The organism is Bacillus sp. FSL W7-1085 (assembly GCF_038595035.1).
Lineage (GTDB): Bacteria > Bacillota > Bacilli > Bacillales > Bacillaceae > Bacillus > Bacillus altitudinis.
In genome coordinates this window covers 1,312,799-1,330,269 of the sequence record NZ_CP152000.1, presented here as the reverse complement: position 1 = coordinate 1,330,269, position 17,471 = coordinate 1,312,799, and the positions used below count along the sequence as shown (strand labels likewise).

The window sequence follows — 17,471 nt, the reverse complement described above, 5'->3', positions numbered from 1 at the left end:
TATCAAAAGCAGGTCTTACACGGTCATTCAAAATGGTGATTGGTTGAGCCATTGCCCCCCATCCATCGTGATACAATCTCCATTAATATAAGATGCATGCTCAGATAATAAGAAACTCGCAAGTTCTGCAATTTCTTCTGGTGTGCCAAGTCTACCGAGCGGAACACTATCTAATGTTCTTTGGGCAGCCTCTTCTGATTCCCACAGTTTATCTGCACCACCTGTTCTTTCAATGGGCCCCGGCGCAATGGCATTTACGCGAATCCGATATTGCTTTCCCCATTCGACTGCAAGCGTTCGGGTAAGTGATAGTACGCCTGCTTTTGCGGCTGCTGAATGCGCTACACCAACACCAGCCCCCCATGCATATGTGGCGACCATGTTGATCATACTTCCGCTTTTCTTTTGACGAATCCAATAGTTGCCCACTGCATGGCTGCAAAAAAAGGTGCCATTTAGCACAATATCAATGACCGCTTTCCAGCCGTTAGGAGACAGTTTTTCTGCTGGAACTAAAAAGTTGCCTGCCGCGTTATTAATAAGTGCATCCACATCACCAAATGTATCTACCGCAAACTTCACCATTTGATCAGCATCTTCTGGATGTCGCACGTCCATTTGAAAATAAGCGATCGAACCACCTTGCTGTTTGATTTCATTTGCCGTTGTTTCAAGGGTCTCTTCTGTTCTTCCAGTAATCACAACATTCCAGCCCCCGAGTGCCAAATGAGTCGCCATCGCCTTTCCCATTCCGCTTGATCCTCCTGTGACAATCACTGTTTGCTTCGTCATTTGTTCTCCCCCTTTGTGTGTTTTGAATGACTATTCATTCATTATCCATCTATCATATCATGATTTCCCCTCCATACACCATATGGGAGATTCATCAAAAATCATGCTATACTTAATTTTATTTTTAAAGGAGTCTTATATGAAGCAACTTTCCCGTAGGCAGTTTTTAAAAGGAGCAGCTGGTGCGAGTATTCTCGGACTTTTGGCGACCACATCCGGTTATGGCTATGCTCGGTACATTGAGCCGCGCATGATCGACGCCGTATCACTCACCATTCATGATGCTCAGCTACCGGCTTCTTTTGACCAGTTTAAAATTGCGCAATTTAGTGATGTTCATTTAAGTGATACATTTTCGGCAAAAGATTTAGAGACTGTTGTCCAAAAGATCAACGCTGCATCTCCCGATCTCATTGTGTTTACAGGTGATCTTGTTGATTTTGAATCATCGATTGAAGAACATGAAAAAGCCAAAGCCTCTTTGTCTAAGCTTGATGCTCCGTTTGGAAAGTTTGCCATATGCGGAAATCATGACTACGGACCATTTGGCATTGATCTATATGAGGAAACGATGGAAGCTTGCGGTTTTACATTATGTAAAAATGAAGTGTTTCACTTAGAAAAAGAAGGCGGACGCATACAGATCGCTACACTGGATGATCTCATGATGAGTATGCCTGATTACCATTTCATCAAACGAGAAGTCTCTTCTGATCTCTTTACGTTATTGCTTGTGCACGAGCCTGATGCCGCACTAGAACTTGAAACAACACCTATTAACTTGCAGCTTTCTGGGCATACGCATGGCGGTCAAATACAGCTTCCTTTCTATGGACCGATTCTCACAGCACCTTTTGGGCGTATATATGTCGAAGGCTTATACGGTAGCTACCAGCACCGTATCTATGTCAACCGAGGGCTTGGGACAACTAGACTGCCGCTTCGGTTTTTAGCCAAACCTGAAATCACTTTTTTCACCTTAACATCTCACGTGTAAAGAGAAGCCAAATCACCTTTTCCTGCATATGTATAAACAAAGATCATTCTCATGACAAATGTTAGGAGAAACCTTACTGGGCCTGATCCCGTCCATATAGTATATGTGAGGCGGGGATCATGGCTTCTTTTATTTGAGTAAAAGGAGTGTACTTTCGTGCTGCGATACACGGTAAAAAGTGGAGAAACACTTGCTTCTATAGCACTTGATTTTCGAACAACGACAGATGATTTAAAGGCTGCAAATCCGTCACTTCAAGCCCGCGAGCCAGAACAAAATGAAGTCATCATCATCCCTGGATTACCGGATCCTAACACGATCCCTTACCGCATATCTGTGTCAATTTCAGCGAAACGTCTCGTGCTGTTTTCTGGATCACAGCTCTTGCGCTCATACCCGATTGCAACCGGCAGAATATTAAACATGACACCGACAGGTTCTTATTATATTGTCAACAGACAGCCAAACCCAGGAGGTCCCTTTGGCGCCTATTGGCTGAGCCTTTCAAAAATTCATTACGGCATCCATGGAACGAATAACCCGTCTTCAATTGGTAAAGCTGTGTCTAGAGGGTGCATTCGCATGTACAATCAGAATGTCATCGAACTTGCTTCAATTGTTCCAAATGGAACACCTGTGACCATTAGCCAGTAGGAGAAATTAATTGTACGAATGGTTAAAATTTTATATGATAGAAAGTGGGATCTTCAGGTTAAGGAGCGTATTTATGGATATTTTTAAAAACAGAAATTTTGTTCGTCTCTTTTTTGCAGCACTTGCCTCGCAAATGGGGACAACAGTAGGCAATATGGCGTTTGCCTTTTATTTGCTCGACCATTTTAGTCATCAGCCCGCTTACGCCACTTTAGCAGAGTTAATGTATTCACTGCCTACGATCTTTGTCTTTTTTATGGTCGGTGTGGTCGCAGACCGTTTTGATCGTAAAAAAGTCGCAGAGAATTGTGATTGGATACGAGCTGGGCTGACGATCGTTTTATTTATCGTCATTTATTTTAATTCACTGCCGCTTATTTTCTTGATCTTGTTTATACGAAGTGCCATTACGAAGTTCTTCTATCCAGCTGAAGCCTCTCTCGTTCAGGCCATTTTAAATAAAGATCAATATGCAAAAGCTGCTGGTTTAAATCAGATGCTGTTTAGTTTGTTTATGGTATTTGGTGTTGGAATTGGTGCCATTATGTATAAAACGATTGGACTTCACGGTGCCATTACCATTGATTTGGTCAGTTTTATTATTTCCGGTATTCTCATTCGATCATGCAATATTCCAATTGAAGCACGACAGCCTAATGGACAAGCAGGCTGGAAAGGCATGACCGTTAAAACGTCTCTAAAAGATTTTAAAGAAGGCATTCTCTATATTTTAAAAAATAAATTATTGGCTTCTTTAATTTTTGGCTTTTTTGTTTTTGGTCTTGTGAATGGCGCATTTGCCGTTCTTCCGATGTTTACAATGAAATACGGTCTTTCACCGGACCATTTTGAACTGCATACATCCTTTTTTACGATCGCGATCGGTGCCGGACTTCTAGTTGGAAGCTTACTTGGCTCTATTCTTGCGAAAAAGGTAAAGATGCAATATCTCATGTCGATTCCAATTCTAGTTGCAGGTATTTTAATTTTTGTCCTTGGTTCTACCCATACATTATGGTTATTTTATGTCACATCATTTGTCATTGGTACATGTATTGGTCCAGTCAACATTGTCATTGGAGGCTGGCTCCCAAGAATTGTTCACCCTCGTCTGATGGGACGCGTATCAGGGTGGGTTGATCCGCTCACCATGTTTGCACAATCAATGACGCTAGGTTTAATTGCCGTGTTATTTCCAAAGCTCATCACCAATGTTTCTTACATTTATTACGGAATGGGTATTATTATTTTACTCGTCTTTCTTTTTTACTTCATTACACTGCCAAAGTTCAGCAGAGAAGCTGCTGACTTAGATGTACAGCGTGAATTAAAAGGTCAGGGAGTACAATAGATGAAGCAAAAAGGACTTTCTTCTATAGAAAGTCCTTTTTTCATGGAAGTATCAACATAAACGACGATTATTTTTTCTGCTCATCGAAATGATTTGAAGCAAAATGAACGATTCTATCGACTGTATAAATGCTAATAAATAAGATGAGAAAAAGAAGAAAAGGATGAATCGGCTGATCATCTACCATGTACACAATGCCTCCAACGACAAAAGCGACCAATAAAGGCGTTAAAATATCTTTCAATCTAAACCGTCCTTTCTGTTCTCATTGACTTTGCTCTTCTTATCTTATAACAAATTTTTCTTTTTATGAAATAAAAGGGATGTGTATAAATGCAACATTTTTAATAAAAATTCTTTACAATATTGGAAGTTTTATAGTAATATAGTCAGGTTGGAGGTGAGGGGTATGCTAAAAAGCTATTATTTTATTCATTCAAAAAATGAACAAGGACAATATGTTGTACATACAGAAGACTGCGCATTTTTAGGTGATGCAGTAAGCCGTACGTTGATTGGTCTGCACATGAACAGTGAAAGCGCCATGGATGAAGCCAAAAAAATGACGAGTGAAACTGATTTTAACGGCTGTTTTTACTGTGCTTATTCTAGCCATACGAAATAGTCCATGTTTTTAAGCCATATGTTCGACTTTGATTGTCTTGCATATGGTAGATTTTACACGATGAACCATCTATACTTTGATAAACTACCCATTGATTCAAATAGGTAGTTATCTTGTTATGATAGTTCACTTTGTATACATTTCACTACATCCTCTAATGATCGAAAACAAACGATCTTTTAACTTATGCACCCCTACTGCATCTTCTACCAATGCTCAGCCAATTCCTACCACTTGAATATTTAACATAATGGTATGCTTTTCATCTAAAACAGCGAGACATTCATCATAAAAGTGATAGAAAGATGTGTCGACCTCTTCAAATTTCAGCAAGGTTTCAACATCATGATTTTTGGCTATTTTAAATAATAACCATGTAATCTCATTGCTTTTTACAATAAGACTATTTGCAATTTACTAATAAAAACGTATAATTTATACTAAGCACAGGAAGACGAAAGACAAAGGAGAGAAAAAATGGACGATTATGCTCATACTAAAGACATAGAACCTACAGCAGAAAACATCGCAAAAGCCATTTATACTGTTAACCGCCATGCTAAAACCGCACCAAATCCCAAGTTTCTTTATCTTTTGAAAAAACGTGCGCTGCAAAAACTATTGCAAGAAGGTAAAGGAAGAAAAGTGGGCCTACATTTCTCTAACAATCCCAGATATAGTCAACAACAGTCCGACGTGCTGATTGAAATCGGAGATTATTATTTTCATCTGCCACCAACTAAAGAAGACTTCGAATTTTTGCCACACTTAGGAAATTTAAATCAATCATATCGCAATCCGAAAGCGAATATGTCATTAAATCGAGCAAAACAAATACTTCAAACGTATGTCGGTTTAAAAGAAAAACCTGCCGCCACAAAACAAAAATCACATTATACAAAACCCGTCTTCAAACGGCTCGGGGAAAGTTATTTTTAAACAGAAAAACCACTCAAAACGAGTGGTTTTTTCTTTAGATAATAAAATGATCTACCTTTTCAATCAACTGATGAATTTCTGGTTTACTAATTTGATCATCTGCACCGATGGTTTCCCCTTTATGACGCAGATCGTCCGTAATTAATGAAGAGAAAATGAGAATTGGAATGGACTGTGTTAAAGGATTGTCCTTCAGCAGCTTTGTTAATCGATGTCCATCCATTTTTGGCATTTCTATATCCGTAATAATCATATCAATTTCTTCTGTCACACTGATGCCTTTACTGACAAGATCCATGACATGGTCATATGCTTGTTTCCCATCTTCAAAGGTTACAATGTTTTTATAGCCTGCCTCGGTTAATTCATTTGTTAATAAGCGCATGAGAAGCGGAGAATCTTCAACAACATACAGCTTCTTCCCTGTTCTTCTCTCGTCTTTCTCACCGTCAAACATATGATATGTGTCTACGCCAGATGCGGATTCAATATCATAAATGATTTTTTCGTAATCTGGAAGGAAAATCATTTTCTCGTCAAGCTTGATGATCCCTGTTAAATGACGGTCCATTCCTTGATTGAGTGCAGTTGGTTTTTCAATCTCTTCCCAGCTGACGCGGTGAATTTGTGATACCGTTCCTGTATGGAACACAAATTTCCGTTGGTTGAATTCAGTCACAATGTATTTCTCTTGTTCTGACTGATCTGACTCGACATTAAAAAAGGAAAATAGATTGATGACTGGTAAAATCTCGCCTCGTAAACTAATCATCCCTTCTACATCTTGGTGAGAGTGCGGTATAACTGTCACCTCAACTGGCTGAATAATTTCTCTTACTTTCATGACGTTAATGCCGAATTGATTTGAACCAATTTCAAACTTCACAATTTCCAATTCATTAGTACCAGAGTCAAGTAAAATTTCTTGTTTGTTTAAAGCCACGGAAATCCCTCTATTCTTCAATATAAGATTGTACTTTTTATATCGGCAGCATGGGTAAAAAGTTGACGTTTCTTTACGCTTTCTCTCGCACGAATTGATGAATCACAAGTCCTATGGCTGCAAGGATGAGCAAAGACCCTAATGCAAGACGGCTTGCGAGATTCCCATGTGTTGCAAATAGCAGTGTGACGGAGCCATAAATGATGGGACCGACGATTGAAGACACCTTTCCCGAAAACGCAAAGAGACCAAAAAATTGCCCTCGTTTTTCTTTAGGCGTCAGCTCAATAATGAGGATTCGTGATGATCCCCAGCTTGCACCAAGTGAAATTCCGAATAGACTGCCTGCTACCCAGAAGACCCATTCAGTTGTCGCTGTCACAGCTAGAATGAGCGCCACAATTAAAATGACATACACGACTGTAATCGAGCGCTTTGCCCCGATGGCCTTTGTGACATATCCGAATAGAAACGAGCCAATGATACTTGAAATCGTGGACACAAGATAAAGCAAAATAAATTGACCTGCCGTAAAGCCAATGATAATTTTCGCATAAACCGCCATCATCGCAATCGCTGTCTGCAACGCATCATTCATAAAAAAGAAAGCGATCATAAAAATAAAGGCCGGTTTGTACTGCTTCATCTCTTTAAACGTACGAATAATCTCTTTATACCCGCTGAAAAAAGACGCCTTTTTCTCTTGCTGCGGGAGAGGTTGAGGATCTTTTATAATAAAGAGAAAGGGAAGAAAAAAGAGAAAGAATAAAAGGGCTGTCGGAATAAATGCTTCATGAAACTGGTCATTTCCTACAAGTAAATAAACAGAAAGGCCGACAAGTGTACCTAAATAGCCGACAGCAATACCGAATCCAGAAATGAGGGGGATTTCATCCTTTGTCCCAAGATCGGGCAAAATGGTGTCATAAAAAACAAGACTAGAGTGATAGAAAAATTTGGCGATGACGAACAAGGTAACCACCACCAATAAGGAAACAGGAAGACCAAACCATTCGCTTGAGAAATCAATCCCAGCAAAGATCCCCATCATAAAGGTACAGGCAATACAAATCAGGGTAAACACCGTGATATACCGCTTCTTTTTCCCTGTACGATCAATCAGCACACCGTATAAAGGCGTAAAAATGACGAGGAAAAAGCTTGCAAGTGCGTTCGCATAAGAAATAAATGTACTGGCGATTTGATCCATCCTCGCACTGTCGCCTATCGTCTCCTGCAAGTAAAATGGGAAGAAAATGGTGATCATATTCGATGAAAATATCGTATTTGCAAAATCATACAATGCCCAGGCCAAAACAGGTGCGGTGAAAAAGAGCCCGAAGCTTGCCCCTTTTTTCTGAACGATCATTTTCCCTCTTTTCAATAGATTGACTCCCTTCTCTGCTTTATTTTCACTATCATTCTACTTTATGTGACGTTTCCCTCTTCCATACAAGCAATCTATACAAAAAGCACCCCTTACTATTTAGCAGAGGTGCTTCTTTTCATTATTTCTTTACGACAATGGTACTTGCAATCAAATCGTGAAGTGCTTGTTTTTTTTCTGTGAAAAACGCAATGATGTAGCCAATACATAAGATTGGAGACAAAAAGCCTTTTGCAAAAAAGCGACCTGTCGCGCGCCCGAATGTTATTTTTCCACCCGTTACTTTTGTCACTTTGATGCCAAGAGCCATTTTGCCAAGAGTTCCTTGCAGCTTTGATGATTCCATGATCGCATAATACAGCCAAGTCACCGCGATACCGACTAAAATCGTTACGCCATAGAAAAAGATAAAGCCCATTATGACTGCCCATTCTTCATCCGTGATCACCGTTGAAGAATAGTAATAGCTATCATCATACATTAAAAATGCCGCCTCAGGGCTTGAGACAAAAAAGAGTGTTGCGAGAATAAATACAATGAATGAGAATGGTACACTAATAATGACACCGTCTAAAAGATGAGCAAGAAAACGATAACCTACACCAGCTAGTTCAGGATGTTTTTCTTCTTGAATAGGTGCTTCTGACATGTTTGTTTCCATCCTATTTCTCCTTTATTATGTATGTTTTCTATAAATTTCTTATAATCATTCGTTATTATATCTTATGAATATCGCAAGATCAATGGAGCTTTACATTTTTACATGAATTTTAGATCATTTTTCAATGATGATTTATGTGAATAAATACTGAAAATTCACAGAAATTATGGCACATCTAGTTCTTTAAACGCCTGATTTTTTAACATTTTGTGATATTTTTGTCTCATTTCGATTCTTCTGTTGACAATCACGTTTCACATGGTACAATAGTCAAGGATTTTTTAAAGAAAGGTGTTCATGATGGGAACTGTCGTACTATTAAAGAACAACGAAATGACTGTGATTGAAGATATTTGCGAAGCTGATTTTTTAGATATGAAACATGGTTTATCTAATGAAGATGCTGCTTATATCTCTTGGTATGAAGATTACGATACTGCTTATGGATATTGATTTCATTTCATAGATGAAGCGTAAAAAAAGGCGATACAACCTTCAAAGAGGTGGTATCGCCTTTTTACGTTTGTGTGCTTCTTTCACTTTCAGGTTCTACATGAATAAAGATTTGTGCATGCGGAAACGCCTGCTGAATGTTCTCTTCAATTCGATCACATAATTGATGAACATCTTCAATGGTTGTTTTTCCATGAACAATCAAATGGAAGTCAATATATTCTTCAGCACCGGATCGTCTTGTTCGAAAGTCATGATATTCAATGAATTCTTGACTGAATGTTTGAATGATGGCCTCTATCGCTTGTTCTTCTTCCGGGGTTAACCGGGCGTCGACAAGCGGCGGGAAGGCTTCCTTCATGAGTTTAAATGCTTCACGCATAATATAGAGCGCTAGCACCATTCCAATAATCGGATCGAGGAAATACCAGTCCGTTAATGCAACAAGCAATAAACTAAAGGCAACCCCTAGTGACGTAAACACATCTGTTAAAAGATGCAGTGCATTCGATTTCATGGCAACAGAATGTACTCGCTCTGCCTCTTTGTTCACAACTCTCGACACAACAAAATTGATAAGTGCCCCGATCAGCATGACCACAATACCAAGTACCGGCAGTTTAACAGGCTCAGGATGCATTAATTTATGAACACACTCATAAATGATCCAAATCCCAGCTACAAAAATCAACAAAGTTTCAATCGTTCCAGAAATATTCTCAACTTTCCCATGTCCATAAGGATGTTTTGAATCTGCCGGCTTTCTTGAAATACGAACAGAGATAAATGCAATAAAAGAGGCCATTAAATCGAGAAAAGAGTGAATGGCTTCTGATAAAACCGCAACAGATCCAGTTAACACCCCTACAATGATTTTAAGGACCACAACAAACGTATTACTCATGACGGATAAAAAGGCTATTTTCGATGTCTTTGCTGATTGATCCATCTATTATCGTCCTCCTTCAGGAGATCGTATGCCTGTGAAAGCAATTCCCATGACTTGATTCTCTCGTTCTTTCAGTTTATACCGTTTTGCCTTATTCTAATCATCTTAAGCAGAGCTGTATTTTCCGAGCAGGTTACGCTATAATAAATGTTGCTCTTTCTTCATATATCACTCATGCTGTGATGGATGGGAGAATAGACTACATATAACGATATCCGAAGCCTTTCCGCAGGTGACATTTATGCAGTGAATGGTAAAATAGGATAAAAACATAAATTTTTAAGGTGATGAGAAATGGAGCATTTGCTGAATCCAAGAGTAAAGGATATTGAAATTTCAGGCATTCGAACATTTTCAAATCTCGTATCTTCATATGAGGATGTCGTTTCATTGACCATAGGTCAGCCCGATTTTTATACGCCGCATCATGTCAAAACAGCTGCCAAAACAGCCATTGACGAGAATTTCACCTCGTATACTCATAATGCTGGATTTTTAGAGCTAAGACAAGCGATCCAGCAGTACATCAAAAAGAAAGTCCATCTTGATTATGATGCAGAGACAGAAATCATTGTGACAACAGGTGCGAGTCAAGCAATTGATGCTGCGTTTCGAACCATTTTGACTGAAGGCGATGAGGTCATCCTGCCCGGCCCTGTGTACCCTGGCTATGAACCGATCATTCGGATGTGCGGTGCGGTGCCTGTGCATATCGACACAACAAATGCCGGTTTTAAATTAAACGCCAAGCTGATTGAAGATGCATTAACGGAAAAGACAAAGTGTGTTGTCCTTCCATACCCTTCAAATCCAACTGGGGTCACGCTATTAGAAGAAGAATTGAAAGAAATTGCACAGCTTCTTGAAGGAAAGGATATTTTTATTCTATCTGATGAAATTTATAGTGAGCTGACATTTGATCGTCCGCATCATTCCATTGCTTCTTTCTTAAAGGAACAGACGATTGTCATCAATGGACTGTCAAAATCTCATAGCATGACCGGATGGAGAATCGGCTTTTTATTTGCTTCCGCCCCTATTGCTAAACATGTATTAAAAGTACATCAATATAACGTGTCTTGTGCCTCGGCTATCTCACAAAAGGCGGCACTTGAAGCAGTGACAAATGGTGTGGATGATGCACTGATCATGAGAGAGCAATATAAGAAAAGACTCGACTATGTATATGATCGACTCATTTCTATGGGGCTTCCGGTCATTAAGCCTTCCGGCGCTTTTTATATTTTCCCTTCCATTGAATCGTTTGGGATGAGTTCATTTGATTTTTGCATGGAGTTGTTAGAAAGTACAAGACTTGCGGTCGTACCTGGTTCTGCTTTCTCTTCACTCGGAGAAGGATATGTGCGCCTTTCCTATGCATATTCACTTGAAACGTTAAAAGAAGGACTTGACCGTCTCGAACAATTTGTTCTTGAAAAGCGTTCCATACAATCAATAGACGGATGAAACAACGGCTCTCTTGCCGTTGTTTTTATTTTGCGGGAAACATGATGTGAAACACAGTCCCTTTCTCTGGGTCGCTATCTACCCGGATGGTTCCGTTGTGATTTTCTAGAATATTAAATGTCACCATGAGCCCAAGCCCTGTTCCCTTTTCTTTTGTTGTTAAAAAAGGTTCACCGATCCGCTTCATGACCGATTCAGGAATACCAATTCCTTCATCTCTAATCGTGACAAGTATTCCTTCTTTTTCGGCTTTGGCGGTAATGTCTACCTTCCCTCCGTCCGGCATGGATTCGACGGCATTTTTGATTAAATTGATAAACACCTGCTTCAGCTGGTTTTGATCCCCATTCATCAGAAGATCCTCCTCGATATCACTTGTGTTCATCAAAATTCCATTTAAGTTGGCCTGTGTCTCTAACAGAGCGGTGACTTCGCTAATGATTTTTTTCAAATCAAGCGTCTGCATGGATGCCGTTTGCTGCGGCTTCGCAAGCATTAGTAGCTCACTTAAGATGATTTCAATCCGGCTCAGCTCAGAGAAGACAATTTCAAAATATTGATCACGGTCTTTTGTTTTTGGTTTAATGAGCTGTAAAAAGCCCTTAATCGCCGTCAGTGGATTCCTTATTTCATGTGCAATGCCTGCTGCCAATTGACCTGCGATTGATAATTTTTCAGAGCGCAACATGAGTTCTTCTGTTTGTTTTCGTTCAGATATATCTCTTAAAATAATTTGAACGGCTGTTTCACCAAAAAATGTGGTAGGGATACACACCATTTCTGTATAAATCAACCGGTGTTTAAACGTATGGCAGCTCATCGTCACAATCTCAGAATCTGATGCTCTTTCGATAATACGTGATATGCTCTTTTTGACTTTTTGCTGATCACATGAATGGATTTGATGAAAGATATCTTTTCCGATTAATTTATCGTAATGTTCGGCTTCAAATAATTTAATACCTGATTCATTCATAAATACCCATTTATGATCGTGGATGACGGCAATGGTATCAATAGAATTTTGGATAAGCAGCTGATACCGCTCTCTGCTTTTCTGAAGAACGGTTTGAAATTTTTTACGGGAAGAGATATCCACTAATAGTAAAAGTTCTGCCCGTTGATTTTGATAAATTGCCGGAGATGACTTCACTTCAATATGAATCATGCTCCCGTCTTTCCTTTTCCATATTTGTTCAATCATTCCGACTGGAAGGCCTTGCTGTAGTCTTTTGATTCGGCTTCTCACAATGTCATGGTACTCCTCGGCAATAAAATCAAACGCAGACTTGCCGATCATTTCATCTTTTGTACATACACCCATTAATTGCAGCATCGCATCGTTGGCATACACAATTTTCCCAAGCGCCGTAATACATAACGGATTTGGCAGCATGGCAATCAGCTTTTCAGCTTCACTGACATCTTGGAAAGCCGGTAGACTGCCTAACGACTGTTCTGACACTTCTGTTGGTTGAAATGCTGCTTTTTGAGGCTCTGTATTCATTACCCTCATTTTCAGGATCATTTCTCTACTTAATTCGTTGTCTAACCCATCACAAGCAACAAAATCAATGCTTGCTTCTACCCATACAGCTGTAAGATCACTTCTAAGCAGTCTAAAGTGGCAAATCTCTAGCATGTGCTGATTATAGAAATAACTTTCGACGAGAAATTGATCTTCGGTATGAACAAAGTCTTTCAAAAAACACCCTAGTAAATCCTTTTGTTCATAGAGCAAAAGCTGCTTACAATTGGAAGAAATGTAGAGAAAGCGGCCATTAGAAGAAAGAACGGCATGTAAATCAATATTCGAGTACAGCTGATTCGAATCTTTCATTTTTTGTTCCATCGTCGTCCGACCCTCCTTTAATTTTTTTAGGGTTGTCCTTAGTTTGATGTATAAAAAGGATTCGCTAGAAAAACCGTATTTTCCTCCCAATCTCTTGTGAAACGTCCATATTTTCAGCAAAAAGGGAGCACTTTCTCTTGCTGTGCTCCCTGCTGTTTATTGCTTTTCATATTTCTTTTGTAATTCAACGTACTTATCAACAATTTTACTTGGAATGGTTTTAATCACAGGATCTTTATCTGATACATACGGTGTGACGACACTAAATGCCACTTTCGGATTGGAAGAAGGATAATATCCTCCAAAGGTTAAATTGTACGTGGCATTCCCCCACCAGCTCCGGTTGGCACCATAGTAGAAGGTTTGGGCTGTACCCGTTTTCCCTGCGACATCATGCTGACCGAACCGGCCAGCGGCAGTCCCGCCTGTTGATGTGACCATTTTTAGTCCCATTTTGACACGGTCAATATCTGCTTTCGAGTTGTTAATGGTGTTCAGCACCTTCGGCTCATATTTCTTCACAACAGGACCTACTTCTTCCTTATTCGTTGGGAAGTGAACACTTTTCACCACTCTTGGCTGAATACGGTTACCTCCATTTGCGATGGTCGACATGTATTGTGCGACTTGAAGTGGTGTATATGTGTCATACTGACCAATCGCTTCATCAAGCAAAAGTCCGCCGACTGTCTTAGGATGCGTCTGCATTCCGCTTGATTCCTGCGGCAAATCGATGCCTGTTTTTACGCCAAGACCGAATTGCGCATAGTAGTTTCTCATTTTTTGTAAGTGTTCAGGTCTTGCCGGTAATGGCCCATTCTTTTGGTAGGTGATCCCTGCCATTCTCATCGCTACATGAAACATATAGACGTTTGAACTTTTTTGTAGCGCTCGAAGATCATTAACCCAGCCAAGATTGGTATATGATTTCTTCGGTTTTCCATTTCCCGCAAAATACAGCGGTGTATCCGTATAGGATTGGTTGTGTGACATGCCATCTTGATAACCAGAGAGGACAGTAGCTCCTTTGACAACAGAGCCCATTTCATACTGAGTCGTAAATGTTCCGATCGCATAATCTGTGACGTCTCTTCCGTCCATTTTCTTACCTGACATTGCGAGAACATCACCTGTGTTAGGGTCCATCATCACAACAAAGGCACGGTCCATCATATAGTTTCTTGCACTAGCGGATCTTAGCTCTGATTCAACGATTTTGTCGACTTCCTTTTGCAGCTCCATATCAAATGTGAGTGCAAGGTCAAGTCCTCTTCGTCCTTCTGTCCGCTTGATTTCATCAAGCAGTTTGCCGCCGACCTGTGTATATTGAACAGTTGCTTTTTCTGGATTGAGAAAATCTTCATATTGATATTCTAAATAACTTTTTCCTACTCGGTCATTTCTCGAGTAACCTCTTGCCATATAGTAATCTTCACGCTCTTTTATAATGCCTTGCTCTGGGGTGGTGACACCGCCAAGGACATTATAGAGGGTTTTTTCATACGGATATTTCCTTGTCCAGTCATTGATGACATTTACACCAGGCAGTTCATCAAGATGCTCTGATACAAGTGAGATCTCTTCGTATGTCAAACTTACGGATGATGTCTGTTTTGATTCTTTTGTTTCATCGAGTAAAGCAACTTTTTCGTCCCCTTTTTTCTCTTCGTTCGGGTCCATTGCTTTCACGATTTGAGGTTCAAAGGCATATCCGCCTGTAAACCTGCGATAGATCGCTGCAACTGCTTTTTCCTCTGCATCTTTTTCGATCGCCTTGACTTCTTTCTTAGGCACACGCTCTACTTGAAGAGGATAGACATCTTTTGCTTTAAGATTCTTTTGCTCTGCTTTTGAAATGAGCTTATCCGCTTCTTTCGGATGGCTGGCCAGCCAAAAATCTCGAATGTCACGCTCTCTCAAAAAATCTGTATCCATTTTTATATAAGTCGCAAGTTTTCTTGCTACTTTAATCTTATCCTCCGCTTTCACACCGCTTTCTGATGTATAAACGATCGCAGGTACACTTTCGTTATCAACAACGACTCTTCCTCTCGCGTCATACATTTTTCCTCTTGGAGACGGGTATGATGCTGTTTTGACCTCAGTTCGGTTGGCTTGCTTTTTATAATCCTCACCATTGACGATTTGCAGCACACCGAGCTTGATGACAAGTCCAGCAAATAAACTAAATACAGCGAAGAAAAAGAGATTAATTCTCCAGGCGTTCCGGCGCTTCATTTTTTTCTGCTCGGCAGCACCTTGATGCTGTTTCTCTCCCACTTATGTAGCTCCTCTCATCCTTTCAATCTTTTACAATTACCACTCATTATTGTAACACTTTTGTAATAGTTGTTACAGCGAAACAAGTGAAAAAAAGCTGTCAATCCCTATTCTGCAAAAAAATATACTAACACTTTAAAATATTGGTATGTTTATGTCGTTTTCTTTAAATAGAAAGATTCTCCATTCATTGATATAAGGAGACTCTTTCTATGACTTTAACAAAAATGACAAATGGGCGTTGTCAATGGAGGATGCTGGTACGTTTATAACAAAAAGTCCATGTTATGATTTTCTGTGAGAAAACAAAACAAAGATTTTAGGAGGAGTTACAAAATGAAAAAGAAATCATTCATTTTTTCAGCGCTGACAGCTGCTGCATTGATCACGTTCACTGGAGGGCATTCAGCTGATGCGAAAGAGCTTAACCTGAAACAAGTCATAAACGTACAGCATCAAGCCATTGATCTTCATACATTAGCTGCAAAATTACATATCTCTTCAGATGTAAACAAGCTAAGCACTTCAAATCAAAAAGAGATCGAAGCTCTATTAAACAAGCTGATCAAAAGTGGTCAACCTGTTACTGGAACAAAAGTGGTGAAAGAAGTAAACAAAGCAAAAAATGAGCAAAAACAAGAATCAGTGAAAAAACCAGCTGCTTCTAAACCAAGCACACCAGCAAAAGAAAACACAACGAACAACAGTTCAAAATCTGATCAAAAAGACACAACTGCAACAAAAGCAGACAGCAGCTTAAATGCATTTGAACAAGAAGTGGTTGAGCTGACAAATAAAGAGCGTGCAAAACAAGGCTTAAAAGCTCTTTCTGTTGATTCTAAATTAAGCAAATCTGCTCGCGCTAAATCACAAGATATGAAAGATAAAAACTATTTCTCACATACAAGCCCAACTTACGGATCTCCATTTGATCAAATGAAGCAATTTGGTATCACGTACAAAACAGCAGGTGAAAACATTGCTCAAGGTCAAAGATCACCTCAAGAAGTGGTAACAGCTTGGATGAACAGTGAAGGTCACAGAGCGAACATTTTAAACAAAAACTATACACATATCGGTGTAGGTTATGTGAAATCTGGTAACTACTGGACGCAGCAATTCATCGGAAAATAAGATCAAAAAACCTGTCTCTTTTCGGGACAGGTTTTTAGTTTGTCTTCTTTTTTCAGCAATGTGAGGGCTTGTTTACACGCTACAAACTGTTCCACGTAGGCGGGGCAGTTTTTTTATTTCACCCATAATTTATAGATGCTTTGTGTTCCGCTGTTTTCTTCGCCCTGTTCGCTGAGCTTTTCATATAATGACTTCGCTAGTGACAGGCCTGGCATCTCTTCTCCCATCAGCTCTGCTTCTTCAAGTGCAATGCCCATATCCTTAATAAAATGCTTCACATAAAATCCTGGCTCGAAATCACCTTTCAGCATTCTTGGCGCAAGGTTTGACAAAGACCAGCTACCGGCTGCTCCTGTTGTGATGCTTTTAAGTACCTGCTCTGGATCAAGTCCTGATTTTTCCGCATAAGCCATTGCCTCTGCCACACCTACCATCCCTGCTGCGATAGCAATTTGGTTACACATTTTTGTATGCTGACCACTTCCTGCAGGTCCTTGATATTGAATGTTTTCGCCCATTTGCTGAAATAGCGGCAGGCACGCTTCATAGGCTGCTTTTTCTCCGCCAATCATAATGGCAAGCGTGCCATTTTTGGCTCCTACGTCTCCGCCAGAGACCGGCGCATCTAATGCAAATAGTCCTTTTTCCTTCGCTTTCGCTTCAATTTCTTTTGCCAGCTGAGGTTTCGATGTGGTCATATCAATGAGGTATGTACCAGGCGCAGCATGTTCCAAGAGTCCATCTTCTCCTAAATAGACTTCTTCTACATCTGATGGATACCCGACCATTGTGATGACGGCATCTGCCTCCTTTGCGATCTCCTTTACGGTCGATTTCCATAGAGCACCTTTTTGAACCAATGTGTCTGCCTTTGCTTTTGTTCTTGTATAAACGAGAACTTCGTAGCCAGCATCCATTAAATGCCCTGCCATACTACGTCCCATTACACCGATTCCAATAAAACCAACTGTTTTGATTTGTGCCATC

At 39.9% G+C, this 17,471-nt stretch carries 17 protein-coding genes; 8 read left to right on the top strand and 9 right to left on the bottom strand.

The genetic code is table 11. The annotated features are described in order from the left end of the window. Window positions 1-27: 27 nt before the first annotated feature. Entirely contained in the window at window positions 28-792 is a 765-nt protein-coding gene (gene fadH / locus MKY11_RS06715; protein WP_019743904.1) for a 2,4-dienoyl-CoA reductase, read from the bottom strand. Window positions 793-931: 139 nt separating this feature from the next. On the opposite strand from fadH, the gene MKY11_RS06710 reads away from it, so the two are divergent. The 3 genes from MKY11_RS06710 (at window position 932) to MKY11_RS06700 (ending at window position 3,794) form a co-directional block, all read left to right on the top strand. Continuing rightward, window positions 932-1,789: a metallophosphoesterase gene (locus MKY11_RS06710; protein ID WP_342501962.1), complete on the top strand. Its 858-nt coding sequence runs from the start codon at window positions 932-934 to the stop codon at window positions 1,787-1,789. Between the two features lie 156 nt (window positions 1,790-1,945). Beyond that, window positions 1,946-2,443 carry a L,D-transpeptidase family protein gene (locus MKY11_RS06705; RefSeq protein WP_041507380.1) on the top strand — a complete coding sequence of 166 codons (498 nt, stop codon included), beginning with the start codon at window positions 1,946-1,948 and terminating at the stop codon, window positions 2,441-2,443. Between the two features lie 73 nt (window positions 2,444-2,516). Beyond that, complete coding sequence (locus MKY11_RS06700) at window positions 2,517-3,794, top strand: MFS transporter (protein ID WP_008348012.1); 1,278 nt, start codon at window positions 2,517-2,519, stop codon at window positions 3,792-3,794. 67 nt (window positions 3,795-3,861) lie between these two features. On the opposite strand, the gene MKY11_RS06695 is transcribed toward MKY11_RS06700, so the two are convergent. Continuing rightward, window positions 3,862-4,038, bottom strand: a complete 177-nt coding sequence (locus tag MKY11_RS06695; RefSeq protein ID WP_172793301.1) for a hypothetical protein — start codon at window positions 4,036-4,038, stop codon at window positions 3,862-3,864. 165 nt (window positions 4,039-4,203) lie between these two features. Between MKY11_RS06695 and MKY11_RS06690 the strand changes: the two genes are divergently transcribed. Both MKY11_RS06690 and MKY11_RS06685 read left to right on the top strand, forming a co-directional pair. Beyond that, a complete protein-coding gene (locus MKY11_RS06690) occupies window positions 4,204-4,419 on the top strand; it encodes a hypothetical protein (RefSeq protein ID WP_217967266.1) in 216 nt (71 codons plus the stop codon). A 477-nt stretch (window positions 4,420-4,896) separates the two neighbouring features. After that, window positions 4,897-5,358: a YkyB family protein gene (locus MKY11_RS06685; RefSeq protein WP_007498684.1), complete on the top strand. Its 462-nt coding sequence runs from the start codon at window positions 4,897-4,899 to the stop codon at window positions 5,356-5,358. Window positions 5,359-5,392: 34 nt separating this feature from the next. Here the strand turns inward: MKY11_RS06685 and MKY11_RS06680 are convergent, their stop codons facing one another. The 3 genes from MKY11_RS06680 to MKY11_RS06670 form a co-directional block, all read right to left on the bottom strand. Continuing rightward, window positions 5,393-6,301: a chemotaxis protein gene (locus MKY11_RS06680; RefSeq protein WP_024719666.1), complete on the bottom strand. Its 909-nt coding sequence runs from the start codon at window positions 6,299-6,301 to the stop codon at window positions 5,393-5,395. 73 nt (window positions 6,302-6,374) lie between these two features. After that, window positions 6,375-7,685, bottom strand: coding sequence for an MFS transporter (locus tag MKY11_RS06675; protein WP_342501961.1), 1,311 nt, complete (start codon window positions 7,683-7,685; stop codon window positions 6,375-6,377). Window positions 7,686-7,809: 124 nt separating this feature from the next. Then, on the bottom strand, window positions 7,810-8,349 hold the full coding sequence (locus tag MKY11_RS06670; protein ID WP_045035146.1) for an RDD family protein: 540 nt from the start codon (window positions 8,347-8,349) through the stop codon (window positions 7,810-7,812). 300 nt (window positions 8,350-8,649) lie between these two features. On the opposite strand from MKY11_RS06670, the gene MKY11_RS06665 reads away from it, so the two are divergent. Continuing rightward, complete coding sequence (locus MKY11_RS06665; RefSeq protein WP_017367142.1) at window positions 8,650-8,802, top strand: hypothetical protein; 153 nt, start codon at window positions 8,650-8,652, stop codon at window positions 8,800-8,802. A 64-nt stretch (window positions 8,803-8,866) separates the two neighbouring features. On the opposite strand, the gene MKY11_RS06660 is transcribed toward MKY11_RS06665, so the two are convergent. Continuing rightward, the gene (locus MKY11_RS06660; RefSeq protein ID WP_058337410.1) at window positions 8,867-9,751 is read right to left on the bottom strand and encodes a cation diffusion facilitator family transporter; all 885 of its coding nucleotides are present in this window, start codon (window positions 9,749-9,751) and stop codon (window positions 8,867-8,869) included. A 294-nt stretch (window positions 9,752-10,045) separates the two neighbouring features. On the opposite strand from MKY11_RS06660, the gene MKY11_RS06655 reads away from it, so the two are divergent. Continuing rightward, the gene (locus MKY11_RS06655) at window positions 10,046-11,218 is read left to right on the top strand and encodes an aminotransferase A (RefSeq protein ID WP_007498694.1); all 1,173 of its coding nucleotides are present in this window, start codon (window positions 10,046-10,048) and stop codon (window positions 11,216-11,218) included. A gap of 25 nt (window positions 11,219-11,243) precedes the next feature. On the opposite strand, the gene MKY11_RS06650 is transcribed toward MKY11_RS06655, so the two are convergent. Continuing rightward, on the bottom strand, window positions 11,244-13,070 hold the full coding sequence (locus tag MKY11_RS06650) for a PAS domain-containing sensor histidine kinase (protein WP_039169117.1): 1,827 nt from the start codon (window positions 13,068-13,070) through the stop codon (window positions 11,244-11,246). Window positions 13,071-13,226: 156 nt separating this feature from the next. Continuing rightward, complete coding sequence (locus MKY11_RS06645) at window positions 13,227-15,350, bottom strand: penicillin-binding protein 2 (RefSeq protein ID WP_047946013.1); 2,124 nt, start codon at window positions 15,348-15,350, stop codon at window positions 13,227-13,229. A 336-nt stretch (window positions 15,351-15,686) separates the two neighbouring features. On the opposite strand from MKY11_RS06645, the gene MKY11_RS06640 reads away from it, so the two are divergent. After that, complete coding sequence (locus MKY11_RS06640) at window positions 15,687-16,484, top strand: CAP domain-containing protein (protein WP_007498701.1); 798 nt, start codon at window positions 15,687-15,689, stop codon at window positions 16,482-16,484. Window positions 16,485-16,597: 113 nt separating this feature from the next. On the opposite strand, the gene MKY11_RS06635 is transcribed toward MKY11_RS06640, so the two are convergent. After that, window positions 16,598-17,470, bottom strand: coding sequence for an NAD(P)-dependent oxidoreductase (locus MKY11_RS06635; protein ID WP_047946011.1), 873 nt, complete (start codon window positions 17,468-17,470; stop codon window positions 16,598-16,600). Window position 17,471 lies beyond the last annotated feature (1 nt).

What these genes read in the sequence shown, in the direction of transcription:
- MKY11_RS06660 (WP_058337410.1), bottom strand. Translation starts at nt 9,751, where the DNA reads ATGGATCAATCAGCAAAGACATCGAAAATAGCCTTTTTATCCGTCATG.
- MKY11_RS06700 (WP_008348012.1), top strand. Translation starts at nt 2,517, where the DNA reads ATGGATATTTTTAAAAACAGAAATTTTGTTCGTCTCTTTTTTGCAGCA.
- MKY11_RS06640 (WP_007498701.1), top strand. Translation starts at nt 15,687, where the DNA reads ATGAAAAAGAAATCATTCATTTTTTCAGCGCTGACAGCTGCTGCATTG.
- MKY11_RS06685 (WP_007498684.1), top strand. Translation starts at nt 4,897, where the DNA reads ATGGACGATTATGCTCATACTAAAGACATAGAACCTACAGCAGAAAAC.
- fadH (WP_019743904.1), bottom strand. Translation starts at nt 792, where the DNA reads ATGACGAAGCAAACAGTGATTGTCACAGGAGGATCAAGCGGAATGGGA.
- MKY11_RS06670 (WP_045035146.1), bottom strand. Translation starts at nt 8,349, where the DNA reads ATGGAAACAAACATGTCAGAAGCACCTATTCAAGAAGAAAAACATCCT.
- MKY11_RS06710 (WP_342501962.1), top strand. Translation starts at nt 932, where the DNA reads ATGAAGCAACTTTCCCGTAGGCAGTTTTTAAAAGGAGCAGCTGGTGCG.
- MKY11_RS06690 (WP_217967266.1), top strand. Translation starts at nt 4,204, where the DNA reads ATGCTAAAAAGCTATTATTTTATTCATTCAAAAAATGAACAAGGACAA.
- MKY11_RS06650 (WP_039169117.1), bottom strand. Translation starts at nt 13,070, where the DNA reads ATGGAACAAAAAATGAAAGATTCGAATCAGCTGTACTCGAATATTGAT.
- MKY11_RS06665 (WP_017367142.1), top strand. Translation starts at nt 8,650, where the DNA reads ATGGGAACTGTCGTACTATTAAAGAACAACGAAATGACTGTGATTGAA.
- MKY11_RS06655 (WP_007498694.1), top strand. Translation starts at nt 10,046, where the DNA reads ATGGAGCATTTGCTGAATCCAAGAGTAAAGGATATTGAAATTTCAGGC.
- MKY11_RS06635 (WP_047946011.1), bottom strand. Translation starts at nt 17,470, where the DNA reads ATGGCACAAATCAAAACAGTTGGTTTTATTGGAATCGGTGTAATGGGA.